We start from the raw sequence: 22046 nt of genomic DNA, 5'->3' as shown, positions 1-22046 counted from the left end.
CAAGACGCGATAAATCGCGTCTCTACATTAGGGTTTCGGCAATGTTTGCTTAAATCCTGGGTTATTTGAATGCTATCTGAGTAAGCAAGTCTTTACTTTCTTCTCACCGCCGACTACGAAAACCCTGTTTACCATTAACTTGGTCAAAGAGTACATCGTATTTATCAAACAAAGCGATTCCAGGATTTACAAATATAGCCAGTTCTGATTGTGGCAAGATACTCAAATTCCAGCGATTAAATCCGTCGCGGGTTCCTGGGGTCAAACTGTAATCAAAAATGCCATTAATTCCTACTTTCACAGCATTTGCTGACCCTAATACTCCGGGTTTGAGTTTACCTGCTGTAGAAGCTGACTTGAATTCAGTCAAACCATTAATAGTTCCAGTATCAGCGATCGCTCTGCTATTACACAAATTTTTTGCAGAACTCCCAGCAAGAGTTAAACAAACTTTGTTCAGTCGAGAGTCCCATCTTTTACCGGGTACACCATTAATTTCGGGTTGTGGACTCCAAGAAGCCATTTTGAAACCTGCTTGATTCTCGGCAGTTAAACCGAGAATTAGGCTGCCATTGTTGTTACTACCACCATTGCCAACGACAATAAATCCGTTACTCAGATTGCCTGGTAATTTTCTCAATGGGTTATAGGGAAGTGATTTTTCAAAATAGTTAACGCCGATAATTCCCGAAAATGGTACACCACTCTTTGCCGAACACTTAGGTTTGTCGGCGGTACATTGGCGACTAGTAACAAGCTGTATAGGTACAGGTTCGGCGGTGGGAATCAAACCAAACCGGACATTAGCGTAAACTAATTCTCCTTCCAGGATAGTACCATCACTTAATACTTCCTTGATATTTTGACCTGTTCTTTGGATCGGAGAATTACCTAAAAACTCTTTGGGAACTCTTAGCCCTGCTGACCCTGTATCTAATAAAATACGTTTTGGTTGACCATTTGCGATCGCAACTTCCAAAAAATAGCCGCGAACACGTTGCCCAAGGGAAGGTTTTGGATATAAAGGTAAGCTTATAGTGTTAAAAGTTGGCTGGCGGGGTGTATTTTGCGAAATATCGCGCAACGCTGAATTTGGGAAAAGAGCCGCAAATGCCGACTGGCGTTGCGCTGCTGGTTCAGGGGCAATATCCCAAAGGCTTTCGTAGTAGAAAAAGCCGATACCTAAACCGCGTTGTTGCACTGCTTCTACCTGGGATTTGATTTGTGGTATAGAAACTGGGCGATTTCGTAACCCCGCCATAATCCCGATACCAGTTGGGATGATTTGTTGGGTTTCTAAAATTTCTGGGCGGGTAATTTGAGCGATAAAACTTTCCAAATCATTACGGTACACCTGCATAACCAACTCATCGACAATACCCAACCGTACCCAGTTGAGCCAATCTTGCAGTTGCATTTTATAGGCGAAATTATAATAATTAGGAGCAACTGAAAAAATAGCATTTGATTTTCTGGCTTTCACTGTTTGGTAAAGGTCTACCATGAAGGCAGTAATTTTATCTGCCCGCCATTTTATCCATGCTTGGGCTTGGGGATTGGGTGGTGGAGGATTCCCAGTTTCTTGAGTATATAGACTAATCGTGTACTTATCGTAACCAAAATCTACAGGTAAACTCATGTGGTCGTCAAATTGAACGCCATCAGCATCGTATTTAGCTATCACTTCCACAACAAGTTCCCTGATAAAGTTTTGCACTTCGGGGTGAAAGGGATTCAACCACGCTACTTCACCCGCAGCGCTAATTGAAGTTTGAGTGCCATCCCCTTTTTGTGTTAACCAATCTGGATGCTGCGATGCGAGTTCCGAAGTTAGAGGAACCATAAAACCAAATTCAAACCAGGGTATTGCTAGTAACCCTTGGCTGCGGGCTTGAGTGATAATGTCTGCAATTACATCTTGTCCATCTGCTCCCTTGAAGAAAAAAGGTATCCCCTTTTTCTGCATGATGGCACTGGGGTATTGTGTATAACCATCATTCCAAACTACGGGATAAACAGTATTAAAGTTTAACTGCCGCAGTTGGCTCATGGCTGCTTGCACCTGTGAACGATTTCTAAAAACGCTAAAATCGTTACCACTTAGCCATACTCCCCGAATTTCCTGACGAGGTTGAGGAGGGAGTTGGGCAACGGCAGGGGTAAAGCTGTTTAGTAGCAATACTAGAAAGAATGATATCAGACATAATAATGGCAGCAGACGCTTTTTCAAAAGCCACCAACCTTGATGAATCAAAGTCGATGTCTCTTGACTTGCTACCTGTAGCTTACTTAGACCTAGTAGTACCCGTCTGTGTATAGGTTTAAATAGTAAGTTAGTTAGAGTTGCATTAATTTCTCTACTTTTTTTCCAAAACTGAGTTGTCATTACTTCTGCTTACTAAATGAGGTTAATTGGTTATATTTATTACCATATAAACGTTAAATTACTACATCAGTTTTTATGATGTAGTAATTTAGCTGCAAGATAGTTGACGCAGTTATAAGGTTAGTGGTGCCAAATAGAAATGTTTCAAATTTAAGCTGTAATCGAGATGCTGTAATGAAATTTATTGTAAATCAAGGGGTTTAAGCCCCCTATGTCTAAGTAAAAATATAGTCTTTATTAGTGTTAGAACCAGTAGATACAGAACGTAATTAGACTTCTTGCATAAGTCGGGTAAAGGGTAAGGGTTAAAGGGAAAAGGGATAGAATTAACATTCCCCTTTAACCTTTCCCCCTTTCCCGACCTCTTGCAAAAGGCACTTTTGCAAGAGGTCTATTGATTAGCTTTCAAATCCCAAAGAGTTAGTTGGTTGAATCTGCCAGCAATTGCGAGATGACTTGCTGCTTCCCCAACCAAAGCCAAGGCATTCACCGCAAATCCTACCTGCTGCTTGCGGAATATCTGGCTTGATAACCCATTTAGCGTCCACTGTAAAACTAATCCACTACCATGACCGCTAAATAGCGAGCGAGTCTTTGGTAAACATCAAATCAAATACACGGTCATCTATTTCAGCGCTGAAGGAAGTCTCGGCTTTTCCTGATAGCAGCAAATTAAACCAGACTCAACAGCACTCCCCGATGCATAGTCCTTCCAGTTGCAGCCATTCGGGAATTACAGGCAGCACCTGTAACTCTAATGTTTGGGTATCATTCTGTATTTCAATCTACTTGTCATTTGTGACAGCTTTGGCTTGTAAAAATTTGCGTTTTGTCCAACTAAGCCAAGGGCGTTTTTGCTTCACCTTGAGGCTAAAGCGCGTTATTCCTGCCTCTTTGAGGTCTTTTCTGGGATCACCTCAAATTCAAGACTTGAAATTTGGGATTTGGAGTTTGGGATTGGCTCGTTTCCATTCTCTGACTGCCTGAGAAGACGGATTTTAGATTTAATTGAATCTAGAATCCCAAATATTAAATTTAAGGAAGTTATTGCAAATAATGTAGTGCGATCGCTATCTCAGCAAAAATGCGTAGGCGTAGCCTGCACTTCTCTACGAGACGCTGCGCGAACGGCATGGTTCGACTCCGTTCACCAGCCGCTCAGTGACCATCGTAGACATCGTATGCTATACAAAAGTTTTTGTACTTCTAGATTTTGTACGTTGTATTCGCATCAACATTGGAATATTTCTCATCAACATTGTAATATTTCTCATCAACATTGCAATATTCCTCATCAACATTGCAACGTTCTTCATAAAGATTGCAACGTTCCTCATTTATATTGCAATATTTCTCATCAACATTGAAATGTTTCTCATCAATATTGCAATATTCATCATCAACATTAAAGCAATTGCAAAGAAAAACAGGTAAAAACTGGAAATATAGAGAAATTACTCAGATTGGTTGGAATTTTTTTAACAAATATAATTATCACTAATTTTACTGAACCAAAAAACAGCTTTAGTAAGCCAAAGTAGCTTTAGAAATATCTCTAAGGAATATATTGATGTCTCGTAAAAAACGTACATCCCGTGTTCTCGAAAAAGCTGAGTTAAGATCCGCTGGACTAAAAGCAATTGATTCAAATATGAGTTTTGGTGATGATTGCGATTTGCAAAACTTGAGTCAAGCAATTGAACAGCTAAGAACCATGCTTGATGCTTATAACACTGCTTTAACTGTAATTGATTCTTCTAAAACTAAAATTGATGCGATGGAGAAAACTCTAAGTAATCTTACAGACAAAATGGTGAGAGGGGTTGCTTTTAAATATGGCAAAGATAGCAGCGAATATGAAATGGCGGGTGGGGTTCGCGAGAGTGAACGGATTCGCAAAAGCAGATTGAGTCGCCTGAAAGCTGCTGCTGGAGAAGCATCAGATAAAAATCCTAAAACTACCTAATACAGCCCGGATAAAAGCATAAAACAAAGGGAAAACAATGTTATTACAAGGTATGTAGGCAACAAACAAAGGCACTTGGCTGATTAAAATTATTTTTTATATTACTGCAATTGTTTATGGTAAAGCATAACCTATTGCATTTTTTTATATTTACTAATGCTCTTTGATAAACAACAATTATATACAGCTACTATCATGCATCATCACGCATATTAGATCGGGCATTTTGTAGTCATAACTAATATTTTGTAATACTGAGAGTCTTGCTGCATAGTGTTTTCAACTATTTTACTTGTCTAAATACTGATTAGAGTTTATAGTGATACGGTGTTTTCCGTTCCTTGTCTCGGCAGATTCATAACATGATTTATTCTGGCAAATTACAAAAGTATTTTGCGGGCATTTCTTTGTCTGTAATTTTAGTAGGTGACTTAGTTCTCACACAAAAAACTGCTCCAGTTTTAGCCGAAACCATAAATACATCGATCGGCAATGCTGTGACATTCAGTTGCAATGATAGTGAAGCGACAATCGCAGCTAAAAATGGCCCCAAAGTAGTTAATGGAACAGCAAGAATTTACATTGGTTATCAACAACTATCAAATAACAAAAACCCTGTAACTATCCGCTTTAATAATGGGATAAAAGCATGGTGTCGTAATGATTACGAGACAACAAATGACGATGGTACAGGTTACGGATTGTATTGGAATGGAAATGATGTTTTATATGGCATTTACTCTTCCACAGGCACTCAGACAGGTAATGATTTTCGCCGTTTTGCCAGTGGTCGGTGGTTGCCTAGCTATGGTTATGGAGGTGGGCCAAAAGCCGCAGTTATAGCCCGGATTAATCCAGCTAATGGTCAGGTTGATTATGCCACGTTTTTATCTTCTAAAAAGTCAGATAATGGACAAACTAACTCTTTACTTGTCAATTATCTATCATGGGATGGTGCAAATTTAACTGTGAAAGCTCAGTCATGGTGGACTCCTCGTGGCACTAATACAAATTCCATGAATTGCTCTGGTGTATCACCTTATCAATACACAGCTGCGTTTACAGGCGATTTAAGAACAATGACCTCAGCTTCAGCCAGTACTTGTTGGTAAAAGTAAAAAATTCAGCTATCAAATTAAGGAAACATATTGTTTTCAGTTGTTTAAGAATTGACAAAAATCTGGCGAATCGAATTTACCACCTTAAATCCCCAACTTCTTATGGATTTAAGGTTTTCTTGTTGTTCGCAAATGATTTAAAATTGACTTTGTAGAAACAGCGATTCATCGCGTCTCTTGCCTTAACCGAATTGAAAGTAACGCTTCATTTTGGGACACGAACGAAGTTTTGCGTCGATTCGTGCCCTAGACACAATGCAATAGCTATTGCTCCAGAATTCCCAGAGGTACCAACATGACTGTTATCACTCCTGATAGTCTCATCGTGGAGGAAAGCCCCTCTCACGCCGCGCATAAACCAAATCGTATGCTCTGGATCAGCGAAGCAGGAAGACTTACCCAGTTCGGCGCGTTCATCGAAGTCTTGCAGCCTGGCTCTCGTTCGTCAATCAAACATTGGCATAGTGCTGAGGATGAAATGGTCTATGTCCTCGAAGGCGAGATCGTGCTCATCGAAGGAGACACGGAGACTGTACTACGTCCTGGCGACGCCGCAACTTTTCAAGCAGGAGTGCCGATAGGCCACTTTCTCGAGAATCGTAGCTCCAAGGCAACGCAATGCCTGATAGTCGGCACTCGAGCGGAAGTAGACACAATCACGTATCCTGACCACGATCGGGTTTGTCACCGTGACCGATCGCTGCCAGACGACATTTGGACTAACGGCGCGGGAGAACCTGCCTCGAGTCCCTACTAGAAATGATTGCTGGATGCTTTTTGTACGCGCAGCGTGCGGCTGTGTAGAAATGCCCGACGATGTTCTCGCTAGGTGTACTATCAAAGCGTCGCCTAACAAGTTGCTGCACCGGAACGCCACAAGTTGGTCGGTTGAGTTGCCAAGGTTGTCTGCGTCCGGTGAGTTTGGTCGTTAAACACCCAGATTTTGCTGTATCTGCCCCTAATTGTTCCCATTTGGACGCTGAATAATTGTCTCCACCACCCGCCGCTTGGCTTTAGGATCGATACCTACTAAGCGCACATACTCACCGCTATATTCTGCCAGAGTTGATTCCAAATTTGAGATGGCATCAGACTCAGCATCGATGTGGCTATGAACACAAGTTTGCCAAGAACCTGTGCGGAAGCGGCGCTCATCTACGTGTTCAATACTAATTTTGTAACCTTGAGATAATAATTGTCTAATTTGAGCTTGTGTGTCTAGGGTCAAATGTGCACTTGATGCTTCCTGTTTCTGGAATCCATTAGTTTTTACTTCTTTGGTTGCGCCATTTGACGGCTGACTAGTTGGTTTCACAGCAGCAGGTGGTGCTGATTGAGAATTTCTACCTCGATTGAGTCGATTGTAATCATCAACCAAATGGGAACTTTCCACCCGTTTTTGTTCGCCAACGAGGAAGTTTCCAGACTCGATTAAGTGAGACAGCCTGAAATCTGGCTTTTTAAACTCTGGTGGCCCTTTAACGCTGTTAACCACACTCAAGGATATCTGCTCAAAACCTACTTTATGGATGTAGTTGCGGATTTGTTCGTCATAAATGCGCGATCGCAAAGCGCTAAAAAAGTCAATAGACTGATTGACAAAAGTATCAACTAGCTGTTCAACTTCTTTTTGTGACAGTCCATCCGGTTCAAAAATTCCCTTGACAATTCCTACTTTATCGTCTCTATCTGGTTCCCAGTAGAATTTCTCCATCCGTCCATCCCGAATTAACGGTGCATAGAGGGTGGAAAAATCATTACCTGTGACAATAATCGGTACGCGATGTAAAGGTGTGGAATCATAGCTTCCCGGCAACTGCACATCTGTGGGATTATCAGCAATATTCATCAGTGTGGCATTCACCAACTGGGTGTTTACAGTATATTGAGTCCCTTCATCAAAGCGTCCAGCACCAGCATCTAAATCGTTAATCATCAGTACACACATTTTGCCGCGTACTTTGATCAATTCTGCTGTTTCCCGATAGCGCAACCGAATCAACCGTGCTGGATCTCCCGCATCTGGACTTTCTAATTCGCCGCCAGATACGTGAGTTACTTCGATACCCATTTTCTCGAAGACTAATTGACATTGAAATGTTTTACCTTCTCCTTTGCGTCCATGAATACCCAGTATCACGGGAACTCGCACGCCAGGAAGCTTCAGGAAATTTTTGGTGATGTGGACAGCAAGTTTGTCCAAAAAGCGGGGAGCGATGTAGTAACCCATGAGTTTATGTGATGAAAAATTAACACTTCTAAGGTTAATGTTAATTTTTTTTTGGGGATAGCGATCGCTTTTCTTTTAGACAAGCTTGTGCTTGTTCATCTGTTGGGTTGATTAGACATCTCGCAAAAGTGCTTTTTGCACTCTTGGGGAAAAGGGTAAAGGTTAAAGGGAAAGGGGACAATACAGAACCTTTCCCCTTTTCCCCTTCCCCTTTTCCCCCTTTCTACAAGAAGTCTATTGTTGGGTTGATTAGACATCTCGCAAAAGTGCTTTTTGCACTCTTGGGGAAAAGGGTAAAGGTTAAAGGGAAAAGGGACAATACAGAACCTTTCCCCCTTTCCCCTTCCCCTTTTCCCCCTTTCTGCAAGAAGTCTATTGTCTGTTGCCAAAGTTGAACACGCTCCCAAGCATGGACTCGTGAAAACTGCTGTTATTTGGTAGTGCTAAAGATTTGATTACAATATCAAATGACTTTGATAAGCCATTAGAATAATTCCAAAATTACTTAGATTAACCTATTTTTTAGAATAGAGCGTGTTTGAAAACACGCTCTAGTATTGCATATTGCTACAGTTAATGGAAATCGTTTGTATCTACTATGTCTCATTAACTGCAACTCCTTTGAAAGCGGACACCGCCTCTTCTGTTAATGTATATGGGTTATTAGGATCTTCAGAGGATGGAATACCGTGATTTACAAGAGCAGAATTAATCTTACTGTTTAGTACTGAATCAGGAGGCGTTTCGCCACCGCCGTATACACTTTTTAATTCCTCCTCATCTGTTACTTCCTCAATAAACATAACTGGAGCTAGATTTAAAGCGACGTTATCTTGAATTTTGTTTTTAGTCATAAATCACGTCCCAATTAGCATTTTTAACTAATTATTGAATGCATACTTAATGTATCATCTGTAAAAAGCAGAAATCAAGGGTTTATATCTAAAAAACCTGTTTTTATAACTAATTTTGCCACTTTTTGGATTAATCCAATTAGGCAAGGGCTGAGAACGCGATACCTACGGTAAGCTACGCTAACGCACTTGCTAGCAGTCTGCCAGTTGAAAAATGTTCAGCCCAGCGCTGCCGATGGCTTTTCATGTTATGGCAAAAACGATGTAAAAAACCTTGAAAGTCTAGTCTCAACGTTACAATTGGCCCAATACTTTATTTGCACTTGTTGTGGTTTAACATCACTTTTTATTTAATTTTACTTCTGTAATGCTGATGGATACTTATAATATGGGAATTAAAATTTAACTATGGAAACACAACCGATACAAGTAATTGGAGGTGGACTAGCTGGGACAGAAGCAGCTTGGCAAATAGCCCAAGCTGGAGTGCCAGTAATTCTGCATGAAATGCGTCCAAAGCGATTTAGTCCGGCTCATCATACAGAACATTTAGCAGAATTAGTGTGTAGTAATTCCTTTGGGGCAATGGCAAGCGATCGCGCGGCGGGATTATTGCATGAAGAGTTACGCCAACTCGGTTCGATTGTCATCTCAAAAGCTGATGAACACGCCGTACCTGCTGGTGGGGCACTAGCCGTAGACAGGGGACAATTTGGCCAAGATTTAACTGAAACTTTAGCGAGTCATCCTTTAGTTGAATTCCGCCGGGGTGAAGTGTCTGCGATTCCTGAAGGGATTGTGGTTTTAGCAACCGGGCCTTTAACTAGTCCCGATCTAGCAGAAGATTTGCAGCGCTTTACGGGGATGGAATACCTGAGCTTTTTTGATGCAGCTAGCCCGATTATCGTCGGAGAATCGATTAATCGTGACATTGCTTTTATGGCATCACGTTATGACAAAGGTGAAGCCGCTTATCTCAACTGCCCAATGAATAAAGAGCAGTATTTGCATTTTCGGGAAGAACTCTGTAAAGCTGAACAAACAGAACTCAAGGGTTTTGAACGAGAAACGGCGAAATTTTTTGAAGCCTGTTTACCCATAGAAGAACTAGCCCAGCGCGGGGAAGATACCATGCGCTACGGCCCCCTGAAACCAGTGGGATTGTCAGATACTCGCACAGGCGAACGTCCTTATGCTGTGGTGCAGTTACGACAAGAAGATAAAGCTGGTCAGCTGTGGAACATGGTAGGATTTCAAACAAATCTGCGTTGGGGCGAACAAAAGCGAATCTTTCAATTAATTCCAAGTTTGGAAAAAGCAGAGTTTGTCAGGCTGGGAGTAATGCACCGCAACACTTTTATTAATGCTCCCCAATTAATGCATCCTACCTTGCAATTTAAAGAGCGTCCGACATTATTAGCTGCTGGACAATTGATTGGTACTGAAGGTTATACTGCGGCGGCTGCGGGTGGTTGCTTGGCGGGAATTAATGCAGCGCGGTTAGCTTTGGGTAAAGAAGCTTTGGTTTTACCACCAACAACCATGATGGGTGCATTATTAGAATTTATTAGTTCCGCTTCACCGAAGCATTTCCAACCAATGCCGCCTAACTTTGGGATTTTTCCCGATTTAGGAATGAAAATCAAAAGTAAACCAGAGCGTTATGGACGTTACCGCGATCGCTCTTTAGCTGATTTGGCAAACTGGAAAGCTAATCGTAATTAATGAGTGCTGTTAGCGGTAGTGGGGCGTTTAGCCCGTGCTGAGTTTTGTTTAACTCCTTGTCCGCTTGTCCCGCACTCCCCACTCCCTATTCTTTAATAGTGACTAATCCATGTATGCCTAGTCCTGTAATTACACCTCCCAGTAATCCCCAGGTACCATCGGCAAATACGTTGATGCGATGAATGTAGGTGCGATGATAGGCATACTCTAACTGTCTATCATTTACTTTTCCAACCTCTACCAGGTTTTCCACATACTTTTCAGCTTTAATCAGTGCTGCATAATCGAGATTAAACCAATACAACGATACTCCCACCACAGCCAAACCTGGCAAAACCAAGGTAATTAAGAGAATTGCTATACGTGCGTTCATACGTCTCACTCGCTCACATACCTGCTCAATGCTGACACAGATAGAATCTTTGTGTTACAACGTGGCAGACCAATTTGATACATAGTGTTGGAGTGGGTGAATCAGATTTTGGGAATAATCCTCATAGTGTTTGAAAGTATCGTTTTAATTAGGTTCGCACTATGAGAGGGCGATTTCTAGAAAAAAAGCAGATTTATTGCTGTTTATCTATTGTATTTTGCTGTATTTTGTGGATTTGTTTGGCATTAATTCCAGCCGACGCAACATCTACAGGGTCTATTGATACTCTGCGACAACAGCAGCAACAAATGAACCAGCTGCGTCAGGGTGTAGTTGGAGAGCGCGATCGCTTAACAAATCTCCAACAAGAAGCCCAAAAACACCTGACTGGTTTAAAGCAAAATCTGCAAACTACAGATAGCTATCTTCTAGAGAGCGAATCACGATTACAACTTGCTACCCGACGCCTCCAGCAGTTAGAAGCTGATTTAGATGTGGCAGAACGTTCATATCAGGAGCGGCAAATCGCAACAGTAGCACGATTGCGTTATCTTCAGCGATCGCCTGCTTTTGCGGGATGGGCAGTTTTGCTCGAAAGTGAAAATATCAGCGACTTTTTCAGCCGTCGTCATCAGTTGAAGTTAGTGTTTCAAGCAGACCAGAAAATTTTGGTAAAACTCAACACCCAAGCAAACTCAATCGATAAACAAAAAACGGAAGTAGAACAGCAAAAAAACGAAATTGGCTTAATTCGCGAACAACTATTAGCACAAAAAGCCGATTATCAAACCCAGGCACAATCGCAATCAGAATTGATTCAACGCCTGAATAGCGATCGCCTGGCCTTAGAAGCCGCGCAAAATCAGCTAGAAAGAGAATCTAAAAATCTGGAAGTCTTGATTCAACAAAAGGTAGCAGAAGCCCAAGGAAAAACCAACAGCCGGACAAATATCATTATTCGGGGAACTGGTGTAATGGCATATCCTAGCGATGCTTCTACTAGCAGTCCCTTCGGCTGGCGGATTCACCCAATTCTTGGCTATCGTCGCTTTCATGCCGGGTTAGATTTTGCCGCTAGCTATGGCAGTAAAATTCGAGCAGCCGATTCGGGAAGAGTAATTTTTGCTGGGTGGTATGGTGGCTATGGCAGAGCTGTAATTATCGACCACGGTAATGGTATAACTACACTCTACGGTCATACCAGCGAGTTGTATGTTTCTGAGGGACAAGCAGTTGAACGCGGACAAGCGATCGCTGCCGTCGGTTCCACAGGTTTCTCAACTGGCCCCCACCTCCACTTTGAAGTCCGTCGGAATGGTACACCTGTAGACCCAGCTAATTATCTTTAAAGCTGCGAATTCTATCACAGACGTGCTATAATATTGAAGATTAAGGGCGCGTAGCTCAGTGGATAGAGCAACAGATTCCGGTTCTGTGGGTCGGGGGTTCAAATCCCTCCGCGCTCGTTACCTTTACAAGACTGACCACAAAGTCGAGAAGTTATTTTCTCTCATGGGATAAACCTAGTTTAACCTATGAGAGAAAATGGCAACGGCTAGTCTGGAATACAAAAAGTAGTCTACGTATGTGATGATTGATATAACACTATATAGCAATCCTAAATCATTTGTGAAAAGCTAGATCCCCGACTTCTTTGAGAAGTCGGGGATCTGCACACTGAGAATTTTCACAAATTAGATAGGATTACTATACTAGAGATTTTGTTTTCTCATTCAGTCTCTCACCCCTATTACCTACCCCAAAATTGTTTTAAAAAATCAAACAATGGGGCATTTGTTAGAAGGAATTCCTAAAGTATAGGTAGAGGCTAAATCTTCCCAATTAGCAGCAGATGGGTTTGATGCAACTAGGATTTTTGTGGAGCGCAATTAATTATGACTGCTTTAACCTTACAATTACCTTCTAATCTGCAATTTACTGATGAGGAATTTGCACAAATTGTAGCCGTGAATAAAGAATTACGACTAGAGTTAACTGCTGACGGGGAATTAATTATCATGTCACCGACTGGCGGAGAAACGGGAAACCGTAATTTTGATTTATTAGGTCAGATATGGTTTTGGAGCAATCAAAATAATTTGGGAAAAGCTTTTGATTCTTCTACTGGGTTTAAATTACCAAATAGGGCAACTCGTTCACCTGATGCTTCTTGGGTAAAGATAGAAAGATGGGATGCTCTTACCCTAGAAAAAAGAAAGAAATTTCTCCCTTTGTGTCCTGATTTTGCAGTGGAATTAGTTTCTGAAACTGATGATGTGGAAGATACTAAAGCCAAAATGGAGGAATACTTAGCAAATGGTTTACAACTGGGTTGGTTAATTAATCCTAAAGATAAACAAGTAATAATTTATCGCTTAAATCTTGCACCGGAAGTTTTACAATCTCCCACAAGTTTATCGGGTGAAGATGTTCTCGCTGGTTTGGTTTTAAATTTACAGCAGATTTTTGCATAAATGTGATTTATCCACCAGATTCGACACTGCCGCAAGTGCTGAGTGTAAGAACTTTAGAAAAGTGAGAGTCTCAAAAAAATCAAAGAACTTAAAGCTTATATGGTTTTTCAGTACACTAACGCATTTGTCACCATAGCATCGGTTAATTTTGAGATGTTAGTGAATTTCTATACCAAATTGCTAGAGCAAAAGCCAGTTCCCTTGGTTCCGAACGTCTATGCTGAGTTTAATTTAGTTAGTATGCAATTAGGTATTTTTAAACCAAAGAACACAAACGAATCGGAATTTGAAGCGATTGCCAAAAGTAAGATAAGTTTGTGTTTAGAGGTGAGTAACTTAGAAGATGCGATCGCTTACCTAACTGCTTTGGGCTATCCTCCACCAGGAGACATTTCCATTGCTTCCCACGGCAGAGAAATATATGCTTATGATCCTGATGGCAATCGTCTGATTTTACATCAAGCTGCTAGAGGGAGTCATTAGTCATTTGTCATTGGTCATTTGCAAAGGGCAAAGGACAAATAACAAAGGACAAATAACAAAGAACAAATAACAAAGGACAAATAACAAAGGACAAATGGCTATAACTCAAAACTATAGATTAAACCTGATTCAATGGTATCCAGGTCATATTGCGAAAGCTGAAAGGAAGCTAAAAGAACAGCTGAAGCGCGTAGATGTGGTGTTTGAGGTACGAGATGCTCGGATTCCCTTAGCGACTCACCATCCCCAAATAGGTGAGTGGGTAGAAGGTAAGGCACGAGTATTGATACTTAACCGAGTAGATATGATTACACCACAAATGCGATCGCTATGGATCGATTGGTTTAAACGTCAAGGAGAAGTCCCCTATTTTACCAACGCTCAACATGGTAAAGGTATAGCAGAAGTAGCGCGGGCAGCGCAAGCCGCTGGGGTAGAACTCAATCAAAGAAGAAGCGATCGCGGGATGTTACCCCGTCCAGTGCGGGCTGTGGTGATTGGTTTTCCCAATGTCGGTAAATCAGCTTTAATTAACCGCCTGTTAGGAAAGCGAGTCGTGGAAAGTGCAGCCCGTCCTGGGGTAACTCGCCAACTACGCTGGGTGCGAATTTCCGAACATTTAGAATTGCTAGATGCTCCTGGTGTCATTCCTCTAAGATTAGAAGACCAAGATGCAGCCTTGAAATTAGCTATTTGTGATGATATCGGTGAAGCATCTTACGATAACCAGCTAGTAGCAGCAGCCTTAGTGGATTTACTCAACTATTTAGAAACTGTAGCAGGAGATTTATTACCAAAAAAACCATTACAGTCTCGCTACCAACTCGATTCAACATCAGACACCGGAGATACCTATTTACATGCTTTAGCAGACCATCGTTACAAAGGTGATGTAGAGCGAGCAGCAAGGCAACTTTTAACAGATTTTCGCAAGGGGTTGTTGGGTGAAATGAGTTTAGAATTGCCACCCAATTAAATCTAAATTCAAATAGTAAAAATTAGGAAACCTGTTTGATTTTTAACAGGACTTATGCAACTATCATAAGCAATGGCGCCGCTATACCGTCCTGCGCGCCAAACAACTAGGCGATAAATATGGTAACGTCTTGACTTTTAATTACGGAGCTAAATAATTTGACAACATAATACCAATTCAATTAATGATTGCAACACATCCTTGGGTAAAGACGCGATGAATCGCGTCTCTACAAATTGTCTATTTGTCGCATTCTTTTTTCCAATTGGTATAAAATGCTTGATTTGATGAATTGTTTGACCAGTTTTATCAGCTAAATCTTTGAGCTTAAACTAGACTAAAATAGCACAGTCAATATGATTTCTTGGAGTGGCACATAGTTACTGAAAAATGCGATCGCGCTAGATACCGGAGCCACTTTAAACGGTCTAGTACTACACAAACAACAGCGACTCAGTAGGTAGACATAATTAAACATAAAATAAACTCCTAGTTTGTAGTGAGCGATTTATCTCTCAGAGCAAGGATTATCAGGACTAAAGTCCTTACTACAAACTTTAAATTTATTTATGCCTAGATACTTAACGGTTTATGAAAAATGGAGATTTGCTAATAAAAGTACTCGCGGCTTGAGCATTACAGCATTATTTTCTGGGATAAGCGGTACTGGTAAAACTATGTCTGCACAAGTTCTTGCCACTCACCAACTAAATTAATACTTCTTTGCTGTTGCTTCATGCCTTTCTTTGTCAGATCAAAAACTCTTTGAGGGAGTTCTGATGCTACTTGGGTAAATCATCAAAAAGCGATGGACGTATCTACATGAAGGTGTTTGCATTCCTACTCTTTGCCTCCAGTGCCCTATACCCAATGTAACTTTTTTAATGCTTGTTAACCAATATATGGTAGTGGGAATTATAACACTAGTATAAAGAGATTTTCGTAAAAATTTATGAGCGCAAAAGTTGATGGAACTTTAAGGATTGCTGGCTACCAGATCGTCGAGCAACTTTATTCAGGTTCTCGTACTCAAGTGTATCGGGCAATTCGAGAATGCGATCGCCTACCAGTTGTCATCAAGCTCTTAAAACGAGAATACCCAACTTTTACCGAATTAGTCCAGTTTCGCAACCAATATGCGATCGCTAAAAACCTAAATATTCCCGGCATTATCAAACCCTACAGCCTGGAAGCCCATCACAATGGCTATGCCCTAGTCATGGAAGACTTTGGTGGTGTTTCTTTGCGGCAATTTACTCAAGGAAAAACACTGACATTAGAGCAATTTTTACCCATTGCTCTGCAACTACTAGAAATTTTACACCAGTTACATCAACAGCGCGTCATTCACAAAGACATCAAGCCAACCAACATCCTGATTCACCCTGACACGAAACAAATCAAGCTGATTGACTTTAGTATTGCCTCGCTCTTACCACGAGAAACCCAGGAAATCCAGAGCCTCAATGGATTGGAGGGAACGCTAGCCTATCTGTCGCCAGAGCAAACCGGACGGATGAACAGAGGCATTGACTACCGCAGTGACTTTTATTCCTTAGGTGTGACTTTCTTTGAATTACTGAGTGGAAAACTGCCCTTTGAGTCCCATGAACCAATGGAGTTGGTGCATTACCACATTGCGAAACTTCCACCCTGCCTGTGTGATTTCAACCCCAAATTGCCCTTGATGCTGGGCGAAATTATCCGCAAACTGATGGCGAAGAATGCCGAAGACCGCTATCAAAGTGCGCTAGGACTTAAACATGACCTTGTTACCTGCTTAGAACAGTGGCGAGAAACAGGCAAACACACCTGGTTTGATTTAGGACAGCGCGATATCAGCGATCGCTTTCTCATACCCGAAAAACTCTACGGGCGGGAATCGGAGGTAAAGACACTATTAGAAGCATTTGGTTATGTGGCCAATGGTGGCTCTCAACTGATGCTAGTGGCAGGTTTCTCTGGTATTGGCAAAACCGCGATCGTCAATGAAGTGCATAAACCGATTGTGCGCTGGAACGGCTACTTCATCAAGGGCAAATACGACCAGTTCAACCGTAACATTCCTCTGTCTGCTTTTGTACAAGCCTTTCGCGACCTAATCGGACAGCTGCTTAGTGAAAGCGATACTCAGCTAAAGCAGTGGCAAAGTAAAATTTTAACGGCAGTTGGAGAGAACGGACAACTTCTGATCGAGGTAATTCCTGAACTAGAGCAGCTGATTGGCAAACAGTCTGCCATCGCTGAACTATCAGGCGGTGCGGCACAAAACCGTTTCAATATGCTGTTCCAACAGTTTATTCAGGTATTCACAACCAGAGAGCATCCGTTAGTAATATTTCTGGATGATTTGCAGTGGGCAGATTCGGCATCGCTGAATTTGCTGAAATTGTTAATGTCTCAAAGCGATTGCGGCTATCTATTCATTATTGGTGCATACCGGGATAACGAGGTGTTTGCGGCTCATCCACTCATGTTAGCGGTAGATGAAATTGAAAAGTCATTCTCCTGCGTCAACACCTTGAGTCTAGCTCCCTTAAGTCAAGCAGATGTCAACCATTTAATCGCCGATTCGCTCAGTTGTGCAACTGAAAAAGCATTACCGTTAACAGAGTTAGTTTATCAAAAAGCCAAAGGCAATCCTTTTTTCACAACTCAGTTTTTGAAAGCGCTACATGAGGATGGGCTGATTAGCTTTGATTGGGAGGTTGGTTTTTGGCAGTGTAATGTAGCGCAAGTGCGATCGCTTGCTCTCACTGATGATGTGGTGGAATTTATGGCACAACAACTTCAAAAATTGCCCGACATCACTCAAAATGTTCTAAAACTAGCAGCCTGTATCGGCAATCAGTTCGATTTGGCGACGTTAGCGATCGTTTATGAAAAGTCGCAGACAGAAACCGCTTCAGACTTGTGGAGAGCATTGCAAGAAGGATTTATCATTCCTACCAATGAAATTTACAAGTTTTATCAGGATTCCTCATTGGTGATTGGTCATTTGCAAATGACAAGTGACAAAGCGCAAAGTCTGAGCGGAGGTTTCCTCCGATCAGAACTTTGTAAGAGAGGACAAATGACGGTTTACAAATTCTTGCACGATCGCGTCCAGCAAGCTGCTTATTTCCTGATTCCAGGCGAACAAAAACAGATCGCCCACCTAAAAATTGGGCAACTATTACTGACTCATACGCCTGTTGCCAAACAAGACGAAAAATTATTTGAAATCCTTAACCAACTTAATATCGGCAAATCCCTAATTGTCGATTTATCTGAGCAAATAGAACTCGCCCAACTCAATCTGAAAGCTGGACAAAAAGCCAGAGCCGCAACTGCCTATACAGCCGCATTTGAGTATTGCACTACGGGCATTGCCTTGTTAGCTGAGGATATGTGGCAAACGCAGTATGAGTTAACCTTAGCCCTCTACGAAGCTGCCACTGAAGCCGCTTACCTGAGCGGCAACTTTGAGCAGATGACACAATTGGCGGCAATCATTACAGAACACTCTAGAAACTTGTTGGATACGATCAAGGTCTATGAAGTTCAAATTCAGGCAGCTCAAGCCCAACATCAATTTATAGAAGCAGTAGAGATTGCCCTCAAGAGTGTGGAGCGTTTAGGAAACAGCCTGACAAAGCAACCCAGTCAATCAGATATTGCCAAAGCATTCGAGACGACTAAATCCATTTTGGCTGGAAGGCAACCGCTGGATTTAATCAATTTGCCCCAAATGACAGATCCTAACAAGTTAGCAGTTGTACGGATTCTTGCCACTGTCTCTGCTGCTGCCTTTGTTGTCACTCCAGCGCTGTTACCGTTTATTGTCCTCGAACAGGTCAATTTATCCGTTCAATATGGCAATAGTTCATTTTCGGCAATTGGCTATGGCTACTATGGAATGATACTTTGTGGGATGACAGGAGAGATTTACTCTGGCTATGAGTTTGCACAACTAGCACACTTGTTGCTGGAACATTTCAATGCCAAAGAACTGAAGTCCAGAGTCTATGTCGGAATATACTGTTGCGTGTGGCATTGGAAAGAGCCGCTCAAGAACTCCTTACCGTATCTTAGGGAAGGCTACGAAGTTGGATTGGAAACGGGAGATTTAGAATCGGCTGCTATTTGCGGATTCATTTACATCTCATACTGTTGGTTTTTGGGCAAAGAATTAAGCGATCTTAGCCGAGAGAGTGCTGCTTTCCGAGATCAGCTCAAGCAGCTTAACCAAGAAGGTCTTACCAGTCATCTGACCGTTTTTCAGCAACCAATTTTGAATATGCTTGGCGATTCTGCTGAACCTTGGCAGCTGACTGGAAATGCCTTTAATCGAGAGGAAATTGTGCCAGCCCTCCAGCGATCGGGCGATCAGACTGCGCTGTATTATTTCTATACCAACCAACTTGCTCTGTGTTACATGTTTGGCAAGTTTGAGTTGGCGATAGAAGCCGCGATCGCTGCTGAAAACTATATAGGTGGTGCTACAGGCTTATTCATAGTTCCGCTCTGCTACACCTATGATTCTTTAGCCAATCTGGCAATCTATTCTCAGGTTTGTGAGGCACAACAGCAACACATTCTGCAACGGGTGGCTAAAAATCAGGAAAAAATGAAAAAGTGGGCTGACCATGCTCTAGAAAATTACCTGCACAAATTTTATTTAGTTGAAGCTGACCGATACAGGGTCTTAGGGCAGAAATCAGAGGCAATAGATTTGTACGATCGCGCCATAACTCTAGCTAAAGAACACGGTTACACCCAAGAAGAAGCACTTGCCAATGAACTGGCAGCTAAATTCTACCTCAATTGGGGCAAAGAGCAGATTGCTCAGTCATATATGACTCAAGCCTACTATGGCTATGCTCGTTGGGGCGCTAAAGCCAAAGTCGCCGACTTGGAACGACGCTATCCCCAACTCCTCGCCCCCATCTTAGAGCAAACCCGTTCTCCCCTCTCAACTAACGACACTATCTTCACATTGGGGAGTGTCACCTCCACCAATTCCGCCACTTCCGATAATAGCAGCGTCTCTGTTGCTTTAGATTTAGCTACCATTCTCAAAGCTTCCCAAACCCTTTCTGGGGAAATCGAACTCGAAAAGCTGCTTTCAGCTTTGCTGCATATTGTCATTGAAAATGCTGGAGCCGATAAATGTGTATTCATGCTTTTGGAGTCAGATCGGTTGCTAGTTCAGGCTTTAGCACAGCTTTCTCTGAGCGGTGTACAGAATCAGACTGCCGTCGATTTTTACTCGATGTTGCTCAACCCACAGCCTGTTGAAGACTCAGTTGATGTGCCAGTTGGCTTAATTAATAATGTCAAACGCAACTTACAACCAGTAGTAATTACTGATGCCACGGTGCATCCGCAACTACTCAATGACCCGTATATTCAGCAACAGCAGCCCAAGAGTATCTTGTGCAGCCCAGTTTTGCATCAGGGTAAATTGCTGGGCGTATTGTACCTAGAAAATAATTTGGCAACCGGAGCCTTTACAAGCGATCGCGTCGAACTGCTGAACTTACTTTGTACCCAAGCCGCAATTTCTTTGGAAAATGCCCGAATTTACCAAAATTCTCAGAACTATGCCCAACAATTGGTACAATCTCTAGCAAAATTGCAGGCTAGTGAAATCCGCTTCCAAAATTTAGCAAATAATATTCCTGGGATGGTATACCAATTCCGTCTAGAGGTAGATGGTTCAACTTCAACACCCTACGTTAGTTCTGGCTGTCTCGACTTGTATGAGTTAGAGCCAGAGTTGGTGATGACAGGGACGCATAGCCTTTACACCATGAATCATCCTGACGATCGCCCGGCTATTGCCCAAGCGATCGCCTACTCTGCCCAAAATCTCACACCCTTTAAGGAAGAATGGCGGATTATCGTGCCTTCAGGAACCGTAAAATGGATTCAATCTGCGGCTCGGCCAGAGCGACAAGTCGATGGGGCAATCGTCTGGGATGGGGTGGTGATTGATATTAGCAATGGCAAACAGGCTGAAGAATCTCTAGCCAAAGAACGAGAGTTTTTGAATGCCATCATTCACAATATTACTGATGGGATTGTTGTTTGTGATGCTAGTGGCAAATTGACTTTATTTAACAAAGCAACTCGTGACTTTCATGGCTTACCAGTAGAATCATTACCAGCAGAACAGTGGACAGAACATTTCGATCTTTATCAACCAGATGGGCACACACCTCTATCAACCACGGAAATTCCTTTGTTTCGCGCCTTGCAAGGGGAAATAGTCGAAAACGCTGAAATGGTAATTGCACCGAAGCATGGTTCTAAGAGAATTTTGTTAGCTAGCGGACAAGCGATCTTCGATTCTTCGGGTAACAAACTCGGTGCAGTCGTTGTGATGCGAGATATTAGCGATCGCAAACAGGCTGAACTTGCCTTGCAGCAAAAATCACTTGATTTACAACAAGCATTGAACGATTTACAAAATGCCCAATTACAAATTGTTCAAAGTGAAAAAATGTCAGCACTGGGCAACTTAGTTGCTGGTGTGGCTCACGAAATGAATAATCCCCTTGGTTTTATTGCTGCCAGTCTCAAGCAAGCTAAACCTACTGTTGCTGATATTGTTGAACACTTAAAGCTTTATCAAGAAAGTTTATCCCACAAAAATGATGAAATTAAAAACCATGCTGAAGAAATTGACTTGGATTATAGCTTAGAAGACTTGCCTAAGATGATTGATGCCATGTCTATGGCGTGCGACAGGCTAAAAAATATCAGCACTAGTTTGAGAACTTTCTCGCGTGCCGATCAAGACTACAAAGTGCCTTTCAATATCCACCAAGGAATCGATAGCACAATTTTAATTTTGAAACATCGTCTGAAGGCCAATGAACAACGTCCTGCTATTGAAGTTGTCACCAGCTACGGTAATTTACCTCAAGTAGAATGTTTTCCTGGACAATTAAATCAGGTATTTATGAATATAATCGCTAATGCGATTGATGCCTTAGATGAGTCTAATATAGGACATAAATTTGAGGAGATTCAAGCCAATATTAACAGGATTGCAATTAAAACTTCGATAGAAAACAATGCTATAAAAATTGCGATAAGTGATAACGGCAAGGGGATAAGCGAACAAGTTAAAAATAAGATATTTGACCATTTATTTACGACAAAATCTGTCGGCAAAGGCACAGGTTTAGGATTAGCGATCGCTCGTCAAATCGTTGAAGAAACCCATCATGGTAAGTTGAGTTGTAACTCCATTTTCGGTGAGGGGACAGAGTTTATCATTGAAATTCCGGTGTAAATATTTTTTCTGTTTATATAGTATTTCCTAAGCAAATGAGGTGTCAGACATAAGTAGGTCGGTGTAAGAATTTGTCATTGGGATCAGGCAGAAGGGAAGATGGTTTTAATCTAGTTTATCTTTCTTCACATAGTTTGGTTTTGTTGTACCAACTTACTTACTTGAAAAGTTGGCTC

At 41.8% G+C, this 22046-nt stretch carries 16 protein-coding genes and 1 tRNA gene; 11 read left to right on the top strand and 6 right to left on the bottom strand.

The window, feature by feature from the left end; translation table 11 throughout:
* Positions 1–103: 103 nt before the first annotated feature.
* Together V7K53_RS16460 and V7K53_RS16455 are read right to left on the bottom strand one after the other, a co-directional pair.
* On the bottom strand, positions 104–2386 hold the full coding sequence (locus V7K53_RS16460) for a glycoside hydrolase family 10 protein (protein ID WP_335198573.1): 2283 nt from the start codon (positions 2384–2386) through the stop codon (positions 104–106).
* 398 nt (positions 2387–2784) lie between these two features.
* The gene (locus V7K53_RS16455; RefSeq protein WP_335198572.1) at positions 2785–2934 is read right to left on the bottom strand and encodes a hypothetical protein; all 150 of its coding nucleotides are present in this window, start codon (positions 2932–2934) and stop codon (positions 2785–2787) included.
* Positions 2935–3956: 1022 nt separating this feature from the next.
* Between V7K53_RS16455 and V7K53_RS16450 the strand changes: the two genes are divergently transcribed.
* The 3 genes from V7K53_RS16450 to V7K53_RS16440 all read left to right on the top strand — a co-directional run bounded on the left by V7K53_RS16450 (position 3957) and on the right by V7K53_RS16440 (position 6227).
* Positions 3957–4352, top strand: a complete 396-nt coding sequence (locus V7K53_RS16450; protein WP_335198571.1) for a hypothetical protein — start codon at positions 3957–3959, stop codon at positions 4350–4352.
* A 362-nt stretch (positions 4353–4714) separates the two neighbouring features.
* Complete coding sequence (locus V7K53_RS16445; protein ID WP_335198570.1) at positions 4715–5464, top strand: hypothetical protein; 750 nt, start codon at positions 4715–4717, stop codon at positions 5462–5464.
* 301 nt (positions 5465–5765) lie between these two features.
* Positions 5766–6227: a cupin domain-containing protein gene (locus V7K53_RS16440; protein WP_335198569.1), complete on the top strand. Its 462-nt coding sequence runs from the start codon at positions 5766–5768 to the stop codon at positions 6225–6227.
* A gap of 92 nt (positions 6228–6319) precedes the next feature.
* On the opposite strand, the gene V7K53_RS16435 is transcribed toward V7K53_RS16440, so the two are convergent.
* The 3 genes from V7K53_RS16435 to V7K53_RS16425 all read right to left on the bottom strand — a co-directional run bounded on the left by V7K53_RS16435 (position 6320) and on the right by V7K53_RS16425 (position 8554).
* Positions 6320–6442, bottom strand: a complete 123-nt coding sequence (locus V7K53_RS16435; RefSeq protein ID WP_335198568.1) for a hypothetical protein — start codon at positions 6440–6442, stop codon at positions 6320–6322.
* Positions 6429–7700 (bottom strand): ribulose bisphosphate carboxylase small subunit, encoded by a 1272-nt coding sequence (locus tag V7K53_RS16430; protein WP_335198567.1) that lies wholly within the window; start codon positions 7698–7700, stop codon positions 6429–6431. The genes V7K53_RS16435 and V7K53_RS16430 overlap by 14 nt, the downstream gene beginning before the upstream one ends.
* A 596-nt stretch (positions 7701–8296) precedes the next feature.
* On the bottom strand, positions 8297–8554 hold the full coding sequence (locus tag V7K53_RS16425) for a hypothetical protein (RefSeq protein WP_335198566.1): 258 nt from the start codon (positions 8552–8554) through the stop codon (positions 8297–8299).
* A gap of 408 nt (positions 8555–8962) precedes the next feature.
* Between V7K53_RS16425 and trmFO the strand changes: the two genes are divergently transcribed.
* Entirely contained in the window at positions 8963–10279 is a 1317-nt protein-coding gene (gene trmFO, locus V7K53_RS16420) for an FADH(2)-oxidizing methylenetetrahydrofolate--tRNA-(uracil(54)-C(5))-methyltransferase TrmFO (RefSeq protein ID WP_099103823.1), read from the top strand.
* 85 nt (positions 10280–10364) lie between these two features.
* Here trmFO and V7K53_RS16415 read toward each other — a convergent pair whose 3' ends face one another.
* Entirely contained in the window at positions 10365–10652 is a 288-nt protein-coding gene (locus V7K53_RS16415; protein ID WP_335198565.1) for a hypothetical protein, read from the bottom strand.
* A 161-nt stretch (positions 10653–10813) separates the two neighbouring features.
* On the opposite strand from V7K53_RS16415, the gene V7K53_RS16410 reads away from it, so the two are divergent.
* The 7 genes from V7K53_RS16410 (at position 10814) to V7K53_RS16380 (ending at position 21870) form a co-directional block, all read left to right on the top strand.
* Complete coding sequence (locus tag V7K53_RS16410) at positions 10814–12001, top strand: murein hydrolase activator EnvC family protein (RefSeq protein ID WP_335198564.1); 1188 nt, start codon at positions 10814–10816, stop codon at positions 11999–12001.
* 44 nt (positions 12002–12045) lie between these two features.
* A tRNA-Arg gene (locus V7K53_RS16405) sits at positions 12046–12118 on the top strand.
* A gap of 429 nt (positions 12119–12547) precedes the next feature.
* Positions 12548–13126 (top strand): Uma2 family endonuclease, encoded by a 579-nt coding sequence (locus tag V7K53_RS16400; RefSeq protein ID WP_335198563.1) that lies wholly within the window; start codon positions 12548–12550, stop codon positions 13124–13126.
* A 99-nt stretch (positions 13127–13225) separates the two neighbouring features.
* The gene (locus V7K53_RS16395; protein WP_335198562.1) at positions 13226–13609 is read left to right on the top strand and encodes a VOC family protein; all 384 of its coding nucleotides are present in this window, start codon (positions 13226–13228) and stop codon (positions 13607–13609) included.
* 94 nt (positions 13610–13703) lie between these two features.
* A complete protein-coding gene (gene ylqF, locus V7K53_RS16390) occupies positions 13704–14585 on the top strand; it encodes a ribosome biogenesis GTPase YlqF (protein WP_335198561.1) in 882 nt (293 codons plus the stop codon).
* Positions 14586–15154: 569 nt separating this feature from the next.
* A complete protein-coding gene (locus V7K53_RS16385; protein ID WP_335198560.1) occupies positions 15155–15301 on the top strand; it encodes a hypothetical protein in 147 nt (48 codons plus the stop codon).
* A gap of 236 nt (positions 15302–15537) precedes the next feature.
* Positions 15538–21870: an ATP-binding sensor histidine kinase gene (locus V7K53_RS16380; RefSeq protein WP_335198559.1), complete on the top strand. Its 6333-nt coding sequence runs from the start codon at positions 15538–15540 to the stop codon at positions 21868–21870.
* The last annotated feature ends 176 nt before the right edge of the window (positions 21871–22046 follow it).

The organism is Nostoc sp. (assembly GCF_036917355.1).
GTDB lineage: Bacteria > Cyanobacteriota > Cyanobacteriia > Cyanobacteriales > Nostocaceae > Nostoc.
The sequence above is the reverse complement of the archived record's forward strand: the minus strand, read 5'-3'. Positions and strand labels throughout refer to the sequence as shown.